Below are 18,626 nucleotides of genomic sequence, written 5' to 3'. Positions count from 1 at the left end.
TCTCGACAGGCTCCACGGTCTCCAACTCCACGGCGGTATCAGTCATTTGACGTCACTCCCATGATCGTCGGATCCGCCGTTAGATTTACACTCCCACGCGAGCATTCCCGACGCGGTGCTTGATGTTGCTGCTGTGCCTCCCGTCGTGGCTGACGCGTGCGCGCACAACGTTCGGGATCCTGCTGCCGGAGCCGTACGACAGCGCGACGCGGCACGGCGGTGGCTATAGGGCATGGATGTCTCAGCTTGACTCTGCCGGGGATCTTGGAGTTTCCCGGTGCGACAGCGTGATCAACGGGCATGCTCGGATGGTTCCGCCGATCGATGCAGCTGTCGAGGTGCCCGTTGTCCCTCCGCCCACGCTCGGGTCTATCCAGCCAATGGGTCTTCAAAGACTTTCGTATCCGGTGATCGCGCCAATTGGCCCGTGGTGTCGGCTGGTTGGCGGCGTCATCCTGGTGGTGTGTGAGATTCGACTGGAGGACCTGCTGCCGCAGCTGGCCGCGGTACGGGTCGAGAAGGTGGAGGCCGGCGGTGATCTGCTGCGGATCACGGCGCGGACCCGGGACGAGGCTGCAGCTGTCTGCCCGGGGTGCGCGACGACTCGAACTGGGAGCACTCCCGGTACGTGCGGCATGTCGCGGACGAGGCGGTCGGCGGCCGGGCCGTCGTGATCGACCTGTCGGTGCGCCGCCTGTACTGCGAGAACTCCGAGTGCCCCAAGGCCACCTTCGCCGAGCAGGTCACCGGGCTGACGGTACGCTACCAACGGCGCACCCCGGCCCTGCAGCGTGTGGTGAACGCGGTGGCCGTCGCGCTGGCGGGACGGCCGGGGCCCGGCTGCTGGCCGTGCTGCACTGCGCGCTGTCCTGGGCGACCGTCCTGAACTGCCTGATGCGCATGCCGGTGCCGACGCCGGCCATCCCGCGGGTGCTGGGCATCGACGAGTTCGCCCTGCGCAAGGCGCCGGTGGAAACCCAGAAGGCCAGCAGAGCCCGGTCACGGTGCGAGCGCAGGCCCGCGAAGACCTCGGTGTACTTGTCGTCCGGTATTCGGCGCGGGATCCGCTCCGGAACGGTGGGGCGGTAGCGGCCCTTCCGTTCGTTTTTGAACTCGTCCATCGGGTTGTGGTGGGCGTTCGCCCGGCTCTTGCGACGCGAGCGGTCCAGGGGGAAGGGATTGAGCAGCAGCGAACCGGAGTTGGCATCCAGGTGGAAGTCGTAGAACGTCCGCAGCACGGTCTCGCAGTGGGCCTGTGTGCTCTTGGCGTACTTCTTCCCGACGGTTGTCTTGCCGGTCACCGGGTTCGGCGTCCCGGGTGCGGGCTTGTCTGTCGGGCGAACCGGCGGTTTCGCGTCCGGTATTCCGCGGTGGCGCCAGTGCACGCGAACCGGCTTGTCCGCCAGTTGCATCCACAGCATGAAGTCGCGGGCATCCGTCCGGGTCGCCCTGTCCCACTCGATGCCGAGAACCCACAGGAACCGCCACCACCGCAGCAGATCGTTCCCGTACGACCGCAGAGTCGTGGCGGGGGTGTGGCTCGCGAGCAGATCCTTGAAGTACAGCGCGACAGGCTGGACTGGACCGCCGCCGGGGTCCAGGAGTCGGTACGGCTCCCACGGATCACCCGTCTCGTACAGCTTGCCGATCTCAGGCAGCTCGAACGTCGACAGATCCCTCCCGGGACCTCTTGTTTCAGGCACCCCGGGAAATTAGCAGACAAGGCGCCTGACCTGCGAAAACGTCCATCTTAGTTCAGTCAACGAGCCGTAGACCCGGCCGCGCAGCAGCTGTTCGTCTCCGTTCATGCCGTCCAGCCTTGCAGCCGCCACCGACAACGCCCGCGGGACGGCGGGCCCGGCCCGTGCCTCCGCTCACGCAGGCCGGGCCGGGCCGCAGTGCTCAGCGCGCCTTCGGCAGCGCGTTCAGGGGGCAGCGCTCCTCCCCCGCGCCGCGGCCGGCCACGCGCCACACCGGCTCATCGGGCCCGTGCTGGGTCAGCTGTGCCAGTGTCGTGGTCGCCACGATGATCCGGTAGTTCACGCCGTCGATGCGCTGGGCGCGCTTGTGGAAGGCCGCTTCCCGGGTCGCCGGAGCCGCGCGACGCGCGGCGGGAACGAAGACGAACAGCACCGGCGGGAAGGGCCGGTTCAAGGACGGCCCCGCGTAGGTCTCCTGCCAATGGCTGCGCGGGGCCCGGGCAGCGTTGCCGCGTCCGGTCGCCGGCGCGTTGCGGTAGGCGTCGTAGCGCTCCAGTTTGGCGACCAGGCGGGCGTAGGACATGGTGCGGTCGATCTCCACGAACGCGCTGGAGCCGTTGGCCAGGAGCACCACGCCGTCGGGCACCCGGTTCCCGGCCGGAGTGGGGTGGGCGACTTCCACCTGCCAGTCGGCGTGGTCGGCCGCCTCCGCCTGGTGGAAGGCGACGACGGTGTCGACCAGGGCGAGGCCGTGTTCCCGAAGACCCGCCTTGCTGGCGGCGATGCGCTTCCTGGTGGTCCGGCCGGCCCTCGGTTGAAGTTCGCCGGAGGCGGCGGCTTCGGCGAGGCCCGCCGGGGTGCAGTACCAGTAGCTCTGCTGGGCGCGGTGGGTCCGGCCGACCAATGCCGGGGATTCGGCGAGCAGGTTGCGCAGCGCGCGCCGGACGTGGTCGGTGTCCTGTTGGTGGGGCAGCAGCAGCGCCTTGAGCTGGCGGGGTGTGGCCAGGCGCAGCTGAGCAAGGGTGAGCAGTACCTCGCCGCGGATCTCCGCTCCGGCCTTCATCGCCGCCGCCTTGCGGGCCCGGGATGCTTCTCCAGCTACATCAGTAGTAGGAGAAGAGGAGTTGCAACCGGCCGGGGCGGGTGAATCGGGCATCTGATCAGCGACAACGGTCAGACGGCGGCTCGGTGCTGCGGGGCTGGGAGCGGGGCTTGCCACAGGGCTCGCCGTCGCAGCGGTGTCCGCCGGGGCCGGCGGAGTGTGCGGGGTGGGTGCGGTGGTCATCGCGTCCTCGGATCTCCCCGGTCGTACAGGGCCGGATCGGTGACAGGTCCGGCCCGCACGCACAAGGACGTGCGAGCCAGGCTCACCGTGAGGAAGCACCCCTTGTCCGCTGTCTGACGATCAGCGGCGACGGTTGTCCGATTCCTCCTTGACCATCCCCATGTCGAGCGGGTTTGTCCGTGGCCGACGCCACACGGCCCGGCTGATGTTCAGCGGGCGGGACGGGTGTTGGACGGCGAGGCTCCGCGCCGCCAGTCCGAGGGCTTCTGGCCACGGAACGTCTCGCCGCTCTCGATCCGGGCCTTGTTCCGGGCGAACTCCCGCTCGGCTGCGGAGAGCTGCCGAGGGGCGCAGCCGGGGTGTCCCCAGCCGTCGGTCACGTTCGTGATGACCTCGCCCTTGCCGTAGTCCCTGAAGCAGGCCGGGCAGGTGCCCGGGTAGGCGGCCCGGACCGAGCCGCGCGGCAGCGGCACCGCCTTCTTCGCCGCGGTCTTCTTCGCAGCCGGCTTCCCGCCGCCCGCCTTCTTCTTCGCGGCCTGCGCCTGCTTGATCGCCTCGCGCTGCGCCTTGCCGGGCCTCTTCTTCGGCTGCTGGCCCGCGTGCCGCCTTGGCGGCCTTCTGTGCCGGGGTCTGTCCCACAGGCGGATCGTAGAGCCACCGCACGGGTATGGCCGCGCGCCATGCGCGCCGGACACCCCGAGTCCCCGGGGCACTGGCGCGCACCGGGTGCGCGCGGCGCGATGAGTTGTGCACGATGCAGCGCACTCCCCCACCGGATGGTGCGCATCCCCGGATCGGTGCGCGCACCGGGTGCCGGGATGTCCCGCGCTCACTGCTGGTGACGTCGGCGCAGGCGCGCGACCCGCCATGGATTCGGCCGGCCGCCGGGCTACTGCCGCGAGCGCGGCGTTGCTGCGGCTTCGGGGTCGGGTACAGCGCCGCTCGCAGCCGGGCCGCGTCGGTGAGCTGCCGGAGCCGCTCCAGTAGCTCCGGCGAGAGGTACGGCGGGGTCGGGTCAACCATGCGGGCCTCCGTGCATCGGTGGGTTTCCCGCACCCTCACTGCTCCCGGCCGGTGCCGGGGCGTGGGCGCCGGCCACATCCCGGGAGCTGACCCGGCGACTTCGTCTCCCGTCCCGCCGGACGGCCGCGGCCCGTTCAGCGGCCGGGTGCCGCTCCCCCGCCCTGGCTGGGCTGGTGCGTGTGCTGCTGCTGGCTGCCCGGGTCGCACGGCCGGGGCCGGCTGCGCCTGCTTCGTCTGGTTCGCCTGCTCTTCGACCATGCGGCCGCGAGCCTCTGATGCGCGGGTGTGCGCGGCGATACGGGCGAGGTTCTGCGGCGAGGTCATCCAGGTCGCGGGGTCCGTCGTGCGGCCCTCCAGATACTCCTGCGGCATCGCGGCCTGCTGGTGAGCCTGGATGGCTGCGGCCCGCTGCGCTGGAGTCAAAGCGGTATCCCGGCCGGGCTGGTCGACGGCGTGCGGGGCGCCTTGGTCGTGGTCGCCGACCGGCGGCGTGGCTGAAGCCGGAGTTTCATCCCGTACGGCGGGCGGGTCGGTGAGGGCGGCGCGGATCGCGTTCTGCAGGGCGAGGCTGGCGACCCGGGCCCGCTCGTACCGGGACGACTCCCGCGGCGGCTTCCCATCGGCGCCGACGATCCACCAGCGGATGGGCCAGGCGAAGTCGGCGGTGTAGGAGAGCTGATCCGGTGCCGGGGTCCGCCGACCCTTCTGCGGCACGGTGAGCTGACGGCCGTAGCGCTCCAGTGCCCGGTCGGCGATGTGGCTGTCGATGCCGGGCACATAGGCGCGGCCGCGCAGGGTCTCCAGCAGGTGCCGGCGCGCTTCGGCCAGGACGTGGCGGCGGGCGAAGATGCCGCGCATGGTGAAGACGACCGCGGCGACATCGACCGTGGCGAGCGCGGTGTCCACCCATGGCCCCACCCGGGCCCGGATCGCCGCCCCGGCCGCCTGGCACCGCTGAAGCAGCCCGTCGACCATCCGCTGCCCGAACTTCAGGAGCGCGGAGACACGCCACCACGCGAGCAACTGGTCCAGCGGGCGCGGGGTCTTCTTGTCCGGGCGGCTCTCCTGCGCCGCCCACCACGCCAGACCGTGGCGGGCTCGCTCGCCGGGCAGATGACCGTGCTTCTTCACGTACTCGTCGGTGATGCCCTCGAGTACGTCCTCGATCCGCTTGCGGCGGGTGGAGGACCAGTCGATGAGCTCCTGGTCGAGCCCGGCTATCTCCATCACCGGGCGCAGGCCCGGCGTCACCTCCCGCGGCACGGTCGCCAGCCCGAGCTTCTCGCACACCTCGGTGGTCATCTCCAAGGTGTACAGCGCGTCGGCCGCCACGATGTGCTTGTAGAGCCGGACCGTGTCCAGCGCGTATGTAGGCCCGCATTTGGAATGTCCCGTTCCGCTGAAGCGGCCTGGGCCTTCCATGCCGTCTCATTTGAGGGACACGGCATTTCTGTCTCATGATCTTGTCCCTTCTCGGACGTCATCGGTGTCCTTCCGCTCCAGGTCTGCGAGGAAAGATTCGATCCGGGGCAGCAGTCACGGAGCGGTTACCCCTCTGTTCGATTGCGATGGGACGGGTCGTGGGACCGCCCCGTACGCGCGCGACCGGCTGCTTGGGGTACCGCAGAACACGGAGATGGTGTCGCCCGTTCCAGCGGCGGCCCCGGCGATGATTACCGCCGGCGGCCCCAGATGCCGGCGAGCACTGGCCGTGGGGCGAGGACGGTGGTGATGGGGGCGGAGGACGACAGGACGTCGTAGAGGGCGTTGTGCAGGACCGGCCAGTCGCTTGACGCGTCGAAGGCCCGTACGGCGCAGCGGCGGATGAGGCGTACGGCGAGGGAGGGCTTCGGGGCGAGGTAGAGCAGGTTGAGGACCTGGCCGGTGGTCCAGGCCCGGCGAGTGGTGCGGTCGATGGCCTGTTGGAGACGGCGGCTGAAGGCCGGCTGGTGCCCGTGGTGGAGTTGTTCGCGCAGTGCGACGGCGCTGAGGGCCGCGACGGCCATGCCCTGGGCCAGCACGGGGTTGAAGGTGGCAGCGGCATCACCGAGCACGGCGAAGCCGTCGGGCCATCTGTGCGCGAGTCCGGTGCAGTGGCGGCGGCGCCATCGCATGTGGCGTACCAGATGGACGGGGCCGAGGGGTTCGGCGTGGGCGATGAGGTCGGCGACGAGTGGATGGCGTGCGCTGCGTGCGAAGGCGGCGAAGCCCTCCTGTCGCTTCTGTCTGGCGTCCGGTTCGCCGCCGTGGGCACCGAGTAGCGTGACCTGCCACTGTCCCTCTTCGATCGGCCATACACCGGCGGCTCGCACGGGTCCCGTGGTGAGGAAGTCCGGCTGAATGAGGACGAGAGGGAACGCCCGGTCCATGTTGCTCGGGGCGCGGAAGCGTCGGCTGGCATAGCCGGCCCGCCAGTTCACCACGGTCTCGGGGATGGCGGTCAGGCCCAACTCGGTCAGCCAGTGTCCTGCCTTGGATGTGCGGCCTGTCGCGTCAACGACCAGGTCGGCGTGAAGAGTCTCGGTGGCGCCGGTGACGTGGTCGCGAACGCTGACGCCCGTGACGCGCTGTGAGCTGCCCACGAGGCCTATGGCCTGTGTTCTGGTGCGCAGGGAGATCTCGGGTGCAGTAAGGAGGGCCTGTTCCCGCAGCACCCAATCCAGCAGGTCTCGGCTGCACGTGATGACGTAGTGCCGTCCGGGAGTTCGGCGCAGCCAGCCGCTTCCCGCCAGCCACGCGGCGTCGGCGGTCATCTGGATCTTGCGGGCTCCAGTGACGAGCAACCGCTCGATCGTGCCCGGCACCAGAGATTCGACGGCCTGCGCCCCGCCCGACCAGAGCATGTGGCTGTGGCGTGCCTGGGGAACGCCTGGCCGCGCGGCGGGTCCAGAGGACAGGGCGTCGCGTTCGAGGACGGTCACCTTGTCCATATACGGGGCCACTGCCGCGGCGGCCAGGGTGCCCGCCAGTCCGCCGCCCAGGATGACCACGTGGCTCACGTTGTCGGTGCTCCTTGGCCGCTCACGGGGCCGGTCTGGGCGGGCAGGCGGGGAACGGAGCCGTAGCGGCGGGTGCGCCGCGCGTACTGTTCGATCACGTCCCACAGGGTGCGGCGGTCCACTGCGGGCCAGGGGGTGTCGAGGAACAGCAGCTCGGCGTAGGTGGCCTGCCAGGGAAGAAAGTTGGAGGTCCGCTGGTCGCCGCCGGTACGCAGCAGCAGGTCGACGTCGGGCAGTTCGGGGACGTGCAGGTGACGGGCGAAGGCGTGCTCGGAGACGGAGCCGGGGTCGATTCTTCCGGCGACCGCTTCCTGGGCGAGTTTCGCTGCGGCTGCCGTGATCTCGGCGCGGCCGCCGTAGTTCACGCACATAGTCAGGGTCAGTCCGGTGCGGTCACGGGTGGTCCGCTCGTCCTGGAGGAGTTGCTCGATGACATCGGCCGGGAGGCGGGAGCGCGCGCCGGCCCAGCGCACGCGGAGGTCCAGTTTCTCGTCCACCAGGCGACGCACGACCTGGGGAATCTCGTACATCAGGGTCTGCAGTTCGTCGGCCGGGCGTTTCCAGTTCTCGGTGGAGAACGCGTACACAGTCAGGTACTGCAGACCGATCTCCAGTGCACCGTGGACGACGTCGACCAGTGCCTCGACTCCTTGCCGGTGGCCGTCGGTGCGGGGCAGGCCGCGGGCGGTGGCCCAGCGGCCGTTGCCGTCCATCACGATCGCGACGTGGCGCGGCATGGCTTCGCCGGGCAGTTGGGGCGGGCGGACGCCCGAGGGGTGGGGAGGCGGAGCGACGGGCGGGTGCCGCTGGCCGGCGGGCGAGCGCGTCGCTTCGGCCCCGCCGGGCCCTTCGGGCGTCGCTGCCGGTGCGAGTTCTGGCGGGCAGGGCTGGACGGGGAAGGGGAACAGGGCCCAGGCCAGCGCGGCCTTCGCCCGGGCAGGCAGCAGCAGGCGCAACCGGGCGCCTCTCGGCAGGGCCGGGCGGCGGTGCAGCAGCGCGGCGGGGGCGTCGGCCGCGGTCTTCAGGCGCAGCCGGTAAAGGTCGGTGTAGGCGCCGAGCGCGATGCCGACCGCCGGATGCACCACCGGCGGCAGCGGGGTGCGGTCCAGCCCTGCGCGGGCCCGGCCGGCCAGGCGGCGCACCAGTTCCTCGAACGCCAGGGTGGCGCGCCGGGCCAGCAGGTCTGTCCGGCGTACGCCGGCCTCGTCGAGGGCTTCCTGCGGCAGCGCCACGTGGCCGCGGTCGAGGTCGTCGCAGAGGTCGACGAGGGCGTCAGTGAGGTAGATCGCCTCGACGGCGGTGTGGCAGGCGATGGCCGCGTCCGGCACGCCTGCGGCGATCGCCTCCGGTTCGGCGGACAGGCCCGCGGCCCGTAGCAGCAGTGAGCCCGCGCGCAGCACGAGCGGTGTGTTGATCAGGCTGTTGTAGTGCCGCCACTCCTGCCAGGTGGTGAACTGCCGTCCGTTAACGTCCTGGCGGAGCTCCTCGAACAGGGTGTGCAGGAATCCCGGCGCCAGGTTCCAGGTCAGCATGGTGTGGATCAGTGCCTGCCGCACCGGGTCGCTGCCGCGGCCCTCGCGAAGGTCCGCGTCGAACGCCGAGATCCACGCTTCCAGCCGCCCGGCTCGCCCGGGATCCGCCTCGCCGGCGGATCCGACTGCGTCGGCCAGGTCGTCCACGGCCCGGACGGCGCCGTACAGCGCCCAGGTCGCGGTCCGCAGCGGGGGCGGCAGCAGCAGCGAGACGGCGTACTCGATCTCGCCCGTCGCGCGGGTGGCGCGGCGGCACGCCTCGTAGCCGCGGCGCAGCTCCGCAGCATGGATGCCGCTGCGCCGGTAGACGACGGCGGCGGGCACGGCGGGAGAAGTCACCTCACGCCTCCTCTTCTGGGGTCGAAGGTGCTTGCTGGGGGATCCATGCCAGGGTCAGGGCACTGCCGACGGCGGTGAGCAGGAAGCCCAGCAGCAGGCCGCCGAGGTTGGCGGCGACCAGGCTGACCAGGGACAGCACTGCGGCCAGGACGCCGGAGAAGTAGCGCAGGGCGGGGTTGCGCCACGTCGTCATACCCGCGACGACGAACAGCGCACCGAGGGCCCACGAGGCGGCGCCCGCGGTGCCGGTGAACCGCAGGAAGCCCAGCCCCACCCAGGAGACGCAGATCAGCTCAAGTCCGCCGAGGCCCAGCAGCAGCCCCGCCGCGAACGGCCGGCCCCGACGCCACCCGGGTCGCATCGCCGTGGTCATCGGGTGGGTCCCGGCTTGCAGCCGCCCGCTGTCCGGCGCAGATCGATGGTGACACCCCGGGACGTGATCGTCCCGGCGGTGAAGGCATGCGGCTGTGTGGTCACCGCGGTGCCATTGACCCTCTGCGCGCCGACGGTGAACAGTCCCGTGGGCTCCTGCACGGACACCTGCGGGGTGCTGAACCTCGCGCCGGAGAACTTCACCGACCCGGCTGTCGCCTTGCCCGCCTCCACCGTCAGGCCAGAGGCAGAGGCGTGCTCGATACGCACGACGACCGTCACCGCTCCGACGACCGGCAGGTGGGCGGTAGAGGTGACGCAGGCGTCCTCCACGCTGGCCTGCTCCATCCGCGTGGTCAGCGCCGGCAGCAGCCCGCCACGGCCCGAGGCGCCCGGGGAGGCCGACACACCCGACCCGGACACCCGCGCGGCATGCACCGTGACAGGAACCTCCCCGGCAAAGGCCACCGATACGGCTCCCGCAGCGCTCCCGGCCAGCAGGGCGGAGGCACCGACGAGGAGGGGAGTCAGCGCCAGAGCGAACCGCCAGCGGCTCGTGCGCCCGCCGCATGTCCGCACGGGGAAGTCGTTATCGATCACGACCAGCCCAACGACCGTCCCGGACCGAAGTACCGCCAAGCCCACGATCGACTGATACGACACCGCGGCCGGTTGCCTCGCCGGGTATGGATACCCGGGGTGACGTTCACCCACCGGGCCTCGTGGCTGTGAACGATCTTCGAGCCACGCCAGGCTGCTGCCAAATCGGTCTCCCCTCTCGACCATGCTGCCGAAGCGCCTCGTCCGCTCCCCCCAGTTCCCGGCCCGACTGTTGGCCCGCCTCGGTGCGCGGCGCAGGTGGCCTGATGCCGCGCGGTCCGTGGGCGGCACCACAGTCGAGCGCCGATTACCGATGAGACGCTTGCCTTCGGCAGGATGGCCGCCATGACCGAGATCCGCACCCCCCGCCTCCTCCTGCGCCGCTGGCATGACGACGACCTTGCGCCTATGGCGGACATCAACGCGGACCCGCAGGTCATGCGCTGGATCGACGACGGCTCGGTGCGCGACCTGGACAGCACGGCGCAGGACATCGAACGGTGGGAGGAGGAGTGGGACGAGGAGGGCTTCGGTATCTTCGCCGTCGAGCTGCTGGCCTCGGGCGAACTCGCGGGCTTCACGGGTCTGTCCGTGCCCGAGTTCCTGCCGGAGGTGCAGCCCGCTGTGGCGATCAGCTGGCGACTCGGCTCACAGTTCTGGGGCCAGGGGTACGCGTCCGAAGCCGCCCACGCCACGCTTGAGTTCGCGCTCCAGGACCGTGGACTCGACCGCGTCATCAGTATCAGCCGTCTGGGTGACGAAGCTTCCGAGAACGTCATCCGCAAGCTCGGCATGGCGCCGGAGCACGAGACGACACACCCGATGTACGGCTTTGCGCTGAGCGTTCACAGCATCGATCTCACCGAGTTCCACGGGTGAACCGGCTGTGCCGTCGGATCATGCACGTTCACGGAACTGCGGCCAGACCCCGATTTCATGAGCGTCCACACGGCGGCGATGCGTTCCGGGGCGGCGCCCTCCCCCTGATAGGCCAGGAAGGCTTCAATGTGGATGTCCTTCCGAGCCGCGCATGTCTGCCGGCGACACGGAGCGAGTGAGGGCGGGGTTCTCGTCCGGTCGGCGGGCGCGGGGGTGGCAGGTCATGGGCAGCGGGCCGGGGGAGATGACGATGCGGGCGCGTGGCCGGTAGCGGTGTCCCGGTACGGTGCGCAGTTGCCAGCGGGCAGCGATGGTGGCCACGGCGGTGAGGATCTGGTTCATCGTCAGGGCGTCGCCGATGCACTTGCGCACCCCCGCGCCGAAGGCGATGTCGGAGCAGCGTGCCAGGCTCCTCGCGCGGTCGGGCAGCCAGCGGTCGGGGTCGAAACGCAGTGGGTCCGGGTGGACTGCGGGATTGCGGTGTACCGCGTAGGTGCAGTAGGCGAGTTCGGTGCCGGCCGGGAGTTCGGCCGTGCCGAGGCGTACGGGGACGAGGGCGCGCCGGCCCAGCATCCAGGGAGCGGGGTGCAGGCGCAGGGTCTCCTTGACGACCCGCCGGGTGTAGTCGAGCGCGGGCGGGTCCTCGGCCTGCACGGGCTGCCCCTGGAGGACGGAGTCGATCTCCTCGTGCATCCGCTGTTCGATGTCGGGATGCAGCGCCAACTCGTAGAAAACGTGGGGCAGTACATCCTTGAGGCCGTGCGTCGCGGCCCAGAGCAGGAACAGTGTGTCGGCAATGATCTGCTGGTCGTCGAGCGGCTCGTCGGTGTCGGGGTAGCGGGCCCGCAGGAGCTGGGAGAGGACGTCGTCGCCGGCCGCACCCTGGCTGCGGTGGTGGACCAGGGAGGCTGCTACGGCGGTGCGCAGGCCGGACAGCGCTCGCAGGAACCTTCCCGTGCCGGGTACGTGCCTGACGTGGGCGAGTGCTGGGAGGGCGAGGCGCCAGTACATGCCGGTGGTGGTCCGGGAACTCAGGGCCGCGAGTTCGGCATTCACCCGGTCGAGGGCCGGTGTGTCGCCGCATACGGCGCGGGCGTTGACGCGGTAGGCGAGGCGGGCCATCTCCTTGTCCACGCGGATGGTTGCGCCCGGAGCCCAGCCGGCGACGGCCTCTTGCGCGGCCTTCCGGATCGCCGGTGTCCGGGCGGCGATCCGGAAGGGGTGGAACGCCGGTTGCACGGCACGACGGTGCCGGAGGTGTGAGGCGAAGAGTGTCAACCCGTCGAAGCTCATGTCCATCACCAGACTGACGCCGAACTGGGAGCCGATTCCGGCGGTGATGCGTGCCTGGGAGTAGCTGCGGGCGTCGGCCACCAGGACCTGGTGAAGGAGTTCCGGGGAGTTGACGAGATAGACGTCGGGCGTGAAGGCCGGGCCCCGCATCCGCACCAAGGGGCCCAGTTCGTTGAGTGACGTCATGAAGCCGAGCGGGTCGCACAGGAGCTTCAGGCCGTGCCCGAGCAGGGGCAGTGCTCCAGGAGCGGTCGGGACGGGGGTGGGAGGCACGGAAACAGCCACGGGCCCTCTCTGTATCGGATTATGCGCACATGCTGTGATCGGTAATGTACCGGCCGTAGCGGAAGGCGGGGTGGGGTGTTGTGCACGAGGTGCTCGTCGTGGGCTCCGGGTTCGGCGGAAGCGTCGCGGCGCTGCGGCTGGCGGAGAAGGGCTACCGCGTCACGGTCCTCGAGGCCGGGCGCAGGTGGCGGCCGGAGGACTTCGCCACCTCCCCCTGGCAGGCGCACCGTCTGCTGTGGGCGCCCTGGCTCGGCTGGCGCGGCATCGCCCGCCTGCGGGTACGGCGTCGGCTCGCCGCGCTGACGGGCATCGGAGTCGGCGGCGGGTCCCTCGTCTACGCGGGGGTGCACTACCGGCCCGACGCGACCGTCTTCCGTGACCTCTGCTGGGATCCGTCCCTGGACTGGGAGGGCGAACTCGCCCCCCACTACGCGTTGGCGGAACGGATGCTGGGCACCACACCCGTCCCCAGGCAGGCGGCAGGGGATGACGCCCTGCGTCGAGCGGCCGACGCTCTCGGGGTGCCCGGCGGTGTCCAGGCCACCCGGGTCGGCATCCACTTCGGCCCACCCGGCCGAGCAGTGCCGGACCCCTTCTTCGACGGCCGGGGCCCTGCCCGCGCAGGCTGCTCGGAGTGCGGCCGGTGCACCCTCGGCTGCCGCGCCGGGGCGAAGAACTCCCTGGACCACAACTACCTGCACCTCGCCGAACGGGCCGGAGCCGACATCCGGCCCCTGACCGAGGCCCGGACACTGGTACCGCAACCGGACGGGAGCTGGCGCGTGCACACGCGCCACGGCACCGGTATCGCCCGGCACCGCGCAGTACTGTCGGCGCATCAGGTCATTCTCGCGGCCGGGGCCTGGGGCACCGCGGAACTCCTGCACCGCTCCCGGCCCCACCTGCCGAAACTGTCACCCGCGCTGGGCACACGCACCCGCACCAACCGCGAGGTGTTCGCCGCCGTGTCCGCGGAAGGCTTCGACACCGGGCCCGGCGTCGCGATCAGCTCCGCCCTGCGACCGCACCCGGACCTCCTCGTCCAGCTGTGCCGACTCGGACCGGGCTCCCATCCGGCCGCACTGCTCACGCGAACGGCCGGCCTCTCCTGGCGGACCTTCGGCCGTCGTACCGCCGTACTCTTCGCCATGGAGCAGGGCGACTCCCACCTGACCAGCCGCTACCGACGCGGAAGGCTGACCCTCCACCGAGGAAGCCCACAACCCGAGCCGGTACGACTGGCCACGGCCGAGGCCGTGGCGCACCACTACGCACAGCAGATCGGCGGTCGGGCCGCTCTGCTGTGGAACACAGCCCTGGGCCTGCCGGTCACCGCCCATCTGCTGGGCGGCTGCCCGATCGGCAGCGACCCCGCCACCAGCGTCGCCGACCTCTACCACCGCATCCACGGCTACCCGACCCTGCACATCACCGACACCTCCGCCGTACCCGGCAACCTCGGCGTCAATCCCGCACTCACCGTGACCGCGATGGCCGAACGAGCCTGCGCCGCCTGGCCCGACGTGGGCCATCCCGATCAACGCCCCGCCCAGAGCGAGCCGTACCGGCGCGTACCGCCCCCGAAGACGGAGGACGCCCTGTGACCCACCCTCTGTTCGTCCGCCTCGCCACCAGCCGTGTCGTCCTCCGTATCGCCCCTCATGTGCTGCCGCGCTGCGACCTGTTCATCCACCGCCTGACCCGGGGCCGACTCCTGCCTAGCAGACTCGTCCTGAACACGATCGTGCTGGGCACCACCGGCCACCGCAGCAAAACCCCACGCGCCACCCCCCTGGCCGCGCATCGCGCGGCAGACGGAACCTGGCTGGTAGTCGGCAGCAACTTCGGCCGGTCCCACCACCCGGCCTGGAGCACCAACCTCCTGCACTGCCCCCACGCCACAGTCACCGCCCAGGGACTTTCCTGGCAGGTCAGGGCCCGCCAACTCACCGTCCACGAAAAGGAACAGCAGCGCAACCGCATCCTGCTGGCCATCCCCTTCTACGACACCTACGCCGCCCGCGCCGGCCGGGACATCCGCGTCTTCAGCCTCACCCCGATCACCGCCCCACCCGCCGATGGCCCCGCTCAGGCATGAGCACACAACCGGCAGAGGACAGACGCTCGTCCAGGTGAATCACGGTGGCACGGCTCATCGCCGCCGAAGCGATCAAGATGTGGCCTGGGACACCATCCGCCACCGCCCGGCACACGGTTCGCAACGACCGCTGCCCGCCCGGGAATCCGACCTCCCACAGCAGTCCCGGCACTCGGGCGGTTCCCCTTCCGGGTCCCTCGTCGCGGTCGTCACCGTTCGGCCAGCAAGCCGGTGAGGACGCGGTCCGGGGTGAGGGGGAGTTCGCGGAACCGGATGCCGGTGGCGTGGTGGACGGCGTTGCCGAGGGCGGCGGCGGTCCCGACGATGCCGATCTCGCCGATGCCCTTGCTGCCCATGGGGTTGAGGTGCGGGTCGTCCTCCTCGATCCAGTCGGCCTCGATGCCGGGGACATCGGCGTGGGCGGGCACGTGGTAGGAGGCGAGGTCGGCCTCGGTGAAGTCGCCGAACGGGGCGTCCATGGTGCTGCCCTCGGTCAGGGCCATGCCCAGGCCCATGATCATGCCGCCGACGAACTGGGAGCGCGCGGTGCGGGCGTTGAGGATCCGCCCGGCGGCGAAGACGCCGAGCATCCTGCGGGCCCGTACCTCGCCGGTGACGGTGTCGACGGCGACCTCGGCGAAGTGGGCGCCGAAGGCGTGCCGGGCGTACGGGGAGTCGGCGTCCGCCCGGCCGGCGGTGTCGGAACGGACCAGGAGACCCTCGGCGGGCAGCGGACCCGGGTGCTCGGCGAGCCGGGCCGCCAGGGCGGCGCACGCCTCGTGCACGGCCCAGCCCCATGAGGCGGTGCCGGAGGAGTCGCCGGCCAGCGACGCCGGGGGCAGGTCGCTGCGGCCCACCTCGGTGCGCACCCGGTCCAGGGGCGCGCCGAGGGCGTCGGCGGCGACCTGGGCGAGGACGGTGCGCGCGCCGGTGCCGATGTCGGCCGCGTTCACCCTGATGAGGAAGGTGCCGTCGGGCAGGACCTGGGCGGTGGCGGTCGACGGCCGGATCAGGACCGGGTAGGTCGCCGCGGCCACTCCGGTGCCGATGAGCAGTGGGCCCTCGATCCGGGAGCGCGGGCGCGGGTCACGCCGGTCCCAGCCGAAGCGGCGGGCGCCCTCGCGCAGGCACTCGGCGAGGTGCCGGCTGCTGAACGGCTTGCCGCTGCCGGGTTCCCTCTCCGGATCGTTGCGGATCCGCAGCTCGACGGGGTCCACGCCGAGGGCCCCGGCGAGTTCGTCGACCGCCGACTCCAGGGCGTACATGCCGGGGGCCTCGCCGGGGGCGCGCATCCAGGACGGGCTGGGGACGTCCAGCGGCACCACCCGGTGGGAGCTGAGCAGGTGCTGGGCGGTGTACATGACGCGGGACGGCACCGCGGCCTGCTCCACGAACTCCCTGACGTGCGAGGTGTGCGTGGTGACCTCGTGCAGCACCGCGGTGAGGTGTCCGTCGGCGGTGGCGCCGAGGCGCAGCCGGTGCAGGGTGGGGGCCCGGTGGCCGACGACGGTGGGCATGTATCCGCGGGGGTAGGCCACCGTGACCGGCCGGCCCGTGTGCCGTGCGGCCATGGCGGCGAGGACGACGTCGGGGCGCGGGGTGCCCTTGGAGCCGAAGCCGCCGCCGACGTGCTCGGCCACCACGGTGACGTGCTCCTCGGGCAGGTCGAAGAGACCGGCGAGCACGGACTGGACGGTCGTGCTGCCCTGGCTGGAGGTGTACACCGTCAGCCGGTCGCCGTCCCAGTGCGCGGTGCTCGCGTGCGGTTCCATGGGGTGGTTGTGCAGGGGCGGCACCCGGTACTCGGTGTCCAGGCGGACGTCGGCGGCGGCGAAGGCGCCGTACGGGTCGCCGTGTTCGAGGCGGCCCGGCTGAGCGCCCCCTTCGGGCTCGTAGGCGTCCGGGTGGTCGGGGCGGAGTACGACGTCGTGGTGCTCGGTGGCGTAGCCGACGCGGACGGCCCGGGCGGCGGCGCGGGCCGCCTCCAGGGTCTCGGCGACAGCCAGGGCGACGCACCAGCCCCGGTGCGGCACGTGTCGGTTCTGCAGGACGGCGAGGGTGGCGTCGTCCGTCTCGCCGAGGCGCGGGGCGTCGCCGGGGGTCAGCACGGCGAGGACGCCGGGCAGCGCGAGCGCGGCCGAGGTGTCCACGCCGGTGACCCGGCCCCGGGCCACGGCCGCTGGCACGGGCCAGGCGTGGACGCGGCCGGACACCGGGTACTCGGCGGCGTAACGGGCGTTACCGGTGACCTTCTCCCGCCCTTCCCGCCGCGCGGCGGGCGCCCCGAGGGCGGTGCCGGTGCGCGGGGTGGGGTGGGGGTCCTGTTCCAGGGCGCCGGTATGAGGCTGTCGGCCCTCGTCGGATTCACCCGAGGCGGCGGAGGCGGCGCGGGTGACGAGGTCGTCGTGCGGCAGACCGGTCCCGGGGAGCGGGCCGCCGTGCTCCAGTGGGTCGTTCGCCATCGGTTCTCCTGGGGTCGGCCGGGTCCGGAAGAGGTCAGGCCGTCGCGGGTGCGGGGGCGAGGCGGTTCAGGACGTCCAGGGCGAGGTTGCGGGCCAGGGGCACCTTGTAGGCGTTGTCGCGCAACGGCTCGGCGCGGTCCAGTTCCAGGGCCACGGCGCCCTCGAAGGCCTCGGGGGTCGCCGCCGCGCCCAGCAACGCCGTCTCCGCGTGGTGGGCTCGCCAGGGCCGGTGGGCGAGGCCGCCGAAGGCGAGCCCCACCTGGTCCACGACGCCGTCCGCGACCCGCAGGACGACGGCCACGGAGGCCAGGGCGAAGGCGTACGAGGCACGGTCGCGGGCCTTGCGGTAGGCGGAGGGCACACCGGCCCGGCCGGCCGGCAGCAGGACGCCTGTGATCAGCTCACCGGGACGGATCTCGGTGTCCCGCTCCGGACGGACCCCGGGCAGCCGGTGGAAGTCGGCCACCGGGATGCTGCGCCCGCCCTCGGCGCCGTACAGCTCGACCCGGGCGTCGAGGGCCGCCAGGGCGACGGCCATGTCGGAGGGGTGGGTGGCGATGCAGTGCGGGGAGTGGCCCAGCACGGCATGGTCGCGGTGCACACCGTCGCGGGCACCACAGCCGCTGCCCGGCTGCCGCTTGTTGCAGGGTTTGTCGAGGTCCTGGAAGTAGGGGCACCGGGTGCGCTGGAGCAGGTTGCCGCCGGTCGTGGCGGCGTTGCGGAGCTGTCCGGAGGCGCCCGCGAGGAGCGCCCGGGACAGTACCGGGTAGCGGTCGCGGACCAGCGGGTGGGCGGCGAGATCGCTGTTGCGGACGGTGGCGCCTACGCGCAGCGCGCCGTCCGGCAGTTCCTCGACCGAGTCCAGCGGCAGCCGGCCGACGTCGATGAGGACGCCAGGGGTCTCCACGCCGAGTTTCATGAGGTCGACGAGGTTGGTGCCGCCGGCGAGGTAGTGGGCGCCAGGGTGGGCCGCGTAGGCCTCGACGGCCTCCTCGACGCCGGTGGGCCTGAGGTATCCGAAGCCTTTCACCCGATCACGTCCTCCACCGCCTCGACAATGCGCGGATAGGCGCCGCACCGGCACAGGTTGCCGCTGAGCCGCTCGCGGATCTCGGTCCCGTCCAGCGGCACGGGCCGGCCGGAGGGCTCCGCCGGGTCGGTGACGTGGGACGGGTGACCGGCAGCAGCCTCGGCGATCATGCCCACGGCGGAGCAGATCTGCCCGGGTGTGCAGTAGCCGCACTGGAAGGCGTCGCGTTCCAGGAAGGCCCGCTGGAGGGGGTGCAGTTCCTCGCCGTCGCCGCTGAGGCCCTCGATGGTGGTGACCTCGCTGCCGTCGAGGGTGACGGCGAGCAGCAGACAGCCGTTGACGCGGCGCCCGTCCACCAGGACGGTGCAGGCGCCGCACTGGCCGTGGTCGCAGCCTTTCTTGGACCCGGTGAGGCCCAGGTCCTCGCGGAGCAGGTCCAGCAGGACCCGCCGGTGGTCGACGAGCAGGGTATGGGGTTTGCCGTTGACCCGGAGGGTGATCTCCGAGTGCGGGTCGAGCGGTTTTTCGCTGGTCATGGCAGGGAGGGTCTTCCGGACGGGTCGTAGTGTCCGTGCACACCGCGTATCCAGGCTGCGACGCCTCACACGTCCCGGCCACTCCAGGGCACCCCGCGGCCCCCGTCGCCGGGCCGCACGCGAATCCCGTCGCCGGAACCTTCAGAGCAACATTTGAGGTTCGGTCCGGCCGGCCCGGCTCACCGCAGCACAC

14 protein-coding genes are annotated in these 18,626 nt (G+C 71.7%); 3 read left to right on the top strand and 11 right to left on the bottom strand.

Translation table 11 applies throughout. The features are described from left to right. Positions 1-743 precede the first annotated feature (743 nt). The 7 genes from AB0N07_RS44830 to AB0N07_RS44800 form a co-directional block, all read right to left on the bottom strand. The gene (locus AB0N07_RS44830; protein ID WP_365845672.1) at positions 744-1,703 is read right to left on the bottom strand and encodes a hypothetical protein; all 960 of its coding nucleotides are present in this window, start codon (positions 1,701-1,703) and stop codon (positions 744-746) included. Between the two features lie 199 nt (positions 1,704-1,902). Beyond that, on the bottom strand, positions 1,903-2,763 hold the full coding sequence (locus AB0N07_RS44825) for a replication-relaxation family protein (protein ID WP_365845670.1): 861 nt from the start codon (positions 2,761-2,763) through the stop codon (positions 1,903-1,905). Positions 2,764-3,105: 342 nt separating this feature from the next. Continuing rightward, positions 3,106-5,430 (bottom strand): relaxase domain-containing protein, encoded by a 2,325-nt coding sequence (locus tag AB0N07_RS44820; protein ID WP_365845668.1) that lies wholly within the window; start codon positions 5,428-5,430, stop codon positions 3,106-3,108. A gap of 251 nt (positions 5,431-5,681) precedes the next feature. Further along, entirely contained in the window at positions 5,682-7,007 is a 1,326-nt protein-coding gene (locus AB0N07_RS44815; protein ID WP_365845666.1) for an FAD-dependent oxidoreductase, read from the bottom strand. After that, positions 7,004-8,878: a polyprenyl diphosphate synthase gene (uppS, locus tag AB0N07_RS44810; protein WP_365845664.1), complete on the bottom strand. Its 1,875-nt coding sequence runs from the start codon at positions 8,876-8,878 to the stop codon at positions 7,004-7,006. The genes AB0N07_RS44815 and uppS overlap by 4 nt, the downstream gene beginning before the upstream one ends. A gap of 1 nt (position 8,879) precedes the next feature. After that, entirely contained in the window at positions 8,880-9,251 is a 372-nt protein-coding gene (locus AB0N07_RS44805) for a DUF6114 domain-containing protein (protein WP_365845662.1), read from the bottom strand. Next, positions 9,248-9,850: a DUF6230 family protein gene (locus AB0N07_RS44800; RefSeq protein ID WP_365845660.1), complete on the bottom strand. Its 603-nt coding sequence runs from the start codon at positions 9,848-9,850 to the stop codon at positions 9,248-9,250. Before AB0N07_RS44800 ends, AB0N07_RS44805 begins: the two co-directional genes overlap by 4 nt. Before the next feature lie 345 nt (positions 9,851-10,195). On the opposite strand from AB0N07_RS44800, the gene AB0N07_RS44795 reads away from it, so the two are divergent. Continuing rightward, positions 10,196-10,729, top strand: a complete 534-nt coding sequence (locus AB0N07_RS44795; RefSeq protein WP_365845658.1) for a GNAT family N-acetyltransferase — start codon at positions 10,196-10,198, stop codon at positions 10,727-10,729. Positions 10,730-10,852: 123 nt separating this feature from the next. On the opposite strand, the gene AB0N07_RS44790 is transcribed toward AB0N07_RS44795, so the two are convergent. Continuing rightward, positions 10,853-12,307, bottom strand: a complete 1,455-nt coding sequence (locus tag AB0N07_RS44790) for a cytochrome P450 (RefSeq protein ID WP_365845656.1) — start codon at positions 12,305-12,307, stop codon at positions 10,853-10,855. 80 nt (positions 12,308-12,387) lie between these two features. Between AB0N07_RS44790 and AB0N07_RS44785 the strand changes: the two genes are divergently transcribed. Together AB0N07_RS44785 and AB0N07_RS44780 are read left to right on the top strand one after the other, a co-directional pair. Continuing rightward, complete coding sequence (locus AB0N07_RS44785) at positions 12,388-13,911, top strand: GMC family oxidoreductase (protein ID WP_365845654.1); 1,524 nt, start codon at positions 12,388-12,390, stop codon at positions 13,909-13,911. Beyond that, entirely contained in the window at positions 13,908-14,405 is a 498-nt protein-coding gene (locus tag AB0N07_RS44780; protein ID WP_365845652.1) for a nitroreductase family deazaflavin-dependent oxidoreductase, read from the top strand. Before AB0N07_RS44785 ends, AB0N07_RS44780 begins: the two co-directional genes overlap by 4 nt. Positions 14,406-14,614: 209 nt before the next feature. On the opposite strand, the gene AB0N07_RS44775 is transcribed toward AB0N07_RS44780, so the two are convergent. The 3 genes from AB0N07_RS44775 to AB0N07_RS44765 are packed head-to-tail and all read right to left on the bottom strand — an operon-like array spanning position 14,615 to position 18,433. Then, on the bottom strand, positions 14,615-16,867 hold the full coding sequence (locus tag AB0N07_RS44775) for a xanthine dehydrogenase family protein molybdopterin-binding subunit (RefSeq protein ID WP_365845650.1): 2,253 nt from the start codon (positions 16,865-16,867) through the stop codon (positions 14,615-14,617). 34 nt (positions 16,868-16,901) lie between these two features. Next, a complete protein-coding gene (locus AB0N07_RS44770) occupies positions 16,902-17,897 on the bottom strand; it encodes a xanthine dehydrogenase family protein subunit M (RefSeq protein ID WP_365845649.1) in 996 nt (331 codons plus the stop codon). Then, positions 17,894-18,433 (bottom strand): 2Fe-2S iron-sulfur cluster-binding protein, encoded by a 540-nt coding sequence (locus AB0N07_RS44765; protein ID WP_365845647.1) that lies wholly within the window; start codon positions 18,431-18,433, stop codon positions 17,894-17,896. The genes AB0N07_RS44770 and AB0N07_RS44765 overlap by 4 nt, the downstream gene beginning before the upstream one ends. Between the last annotated feature and the right edge of the window lie 193 nt (positions 18,434-18,626).

Origin of the sequence: Streptomyces sp. NPDC051172, assembly GCF_040682555.1 — a bacterium.
Taxonomy (GTDB): Bacteria; Actinomycetota; Actinomycetes; order Streptomycetales; family Streptomycetaceae; genus Streptomyces.
The sequence above is the reverse complement of the archived record's forward strand: the minus strand, read 5'-3'. Positions and strand labels throughout refer to the sequence as shown.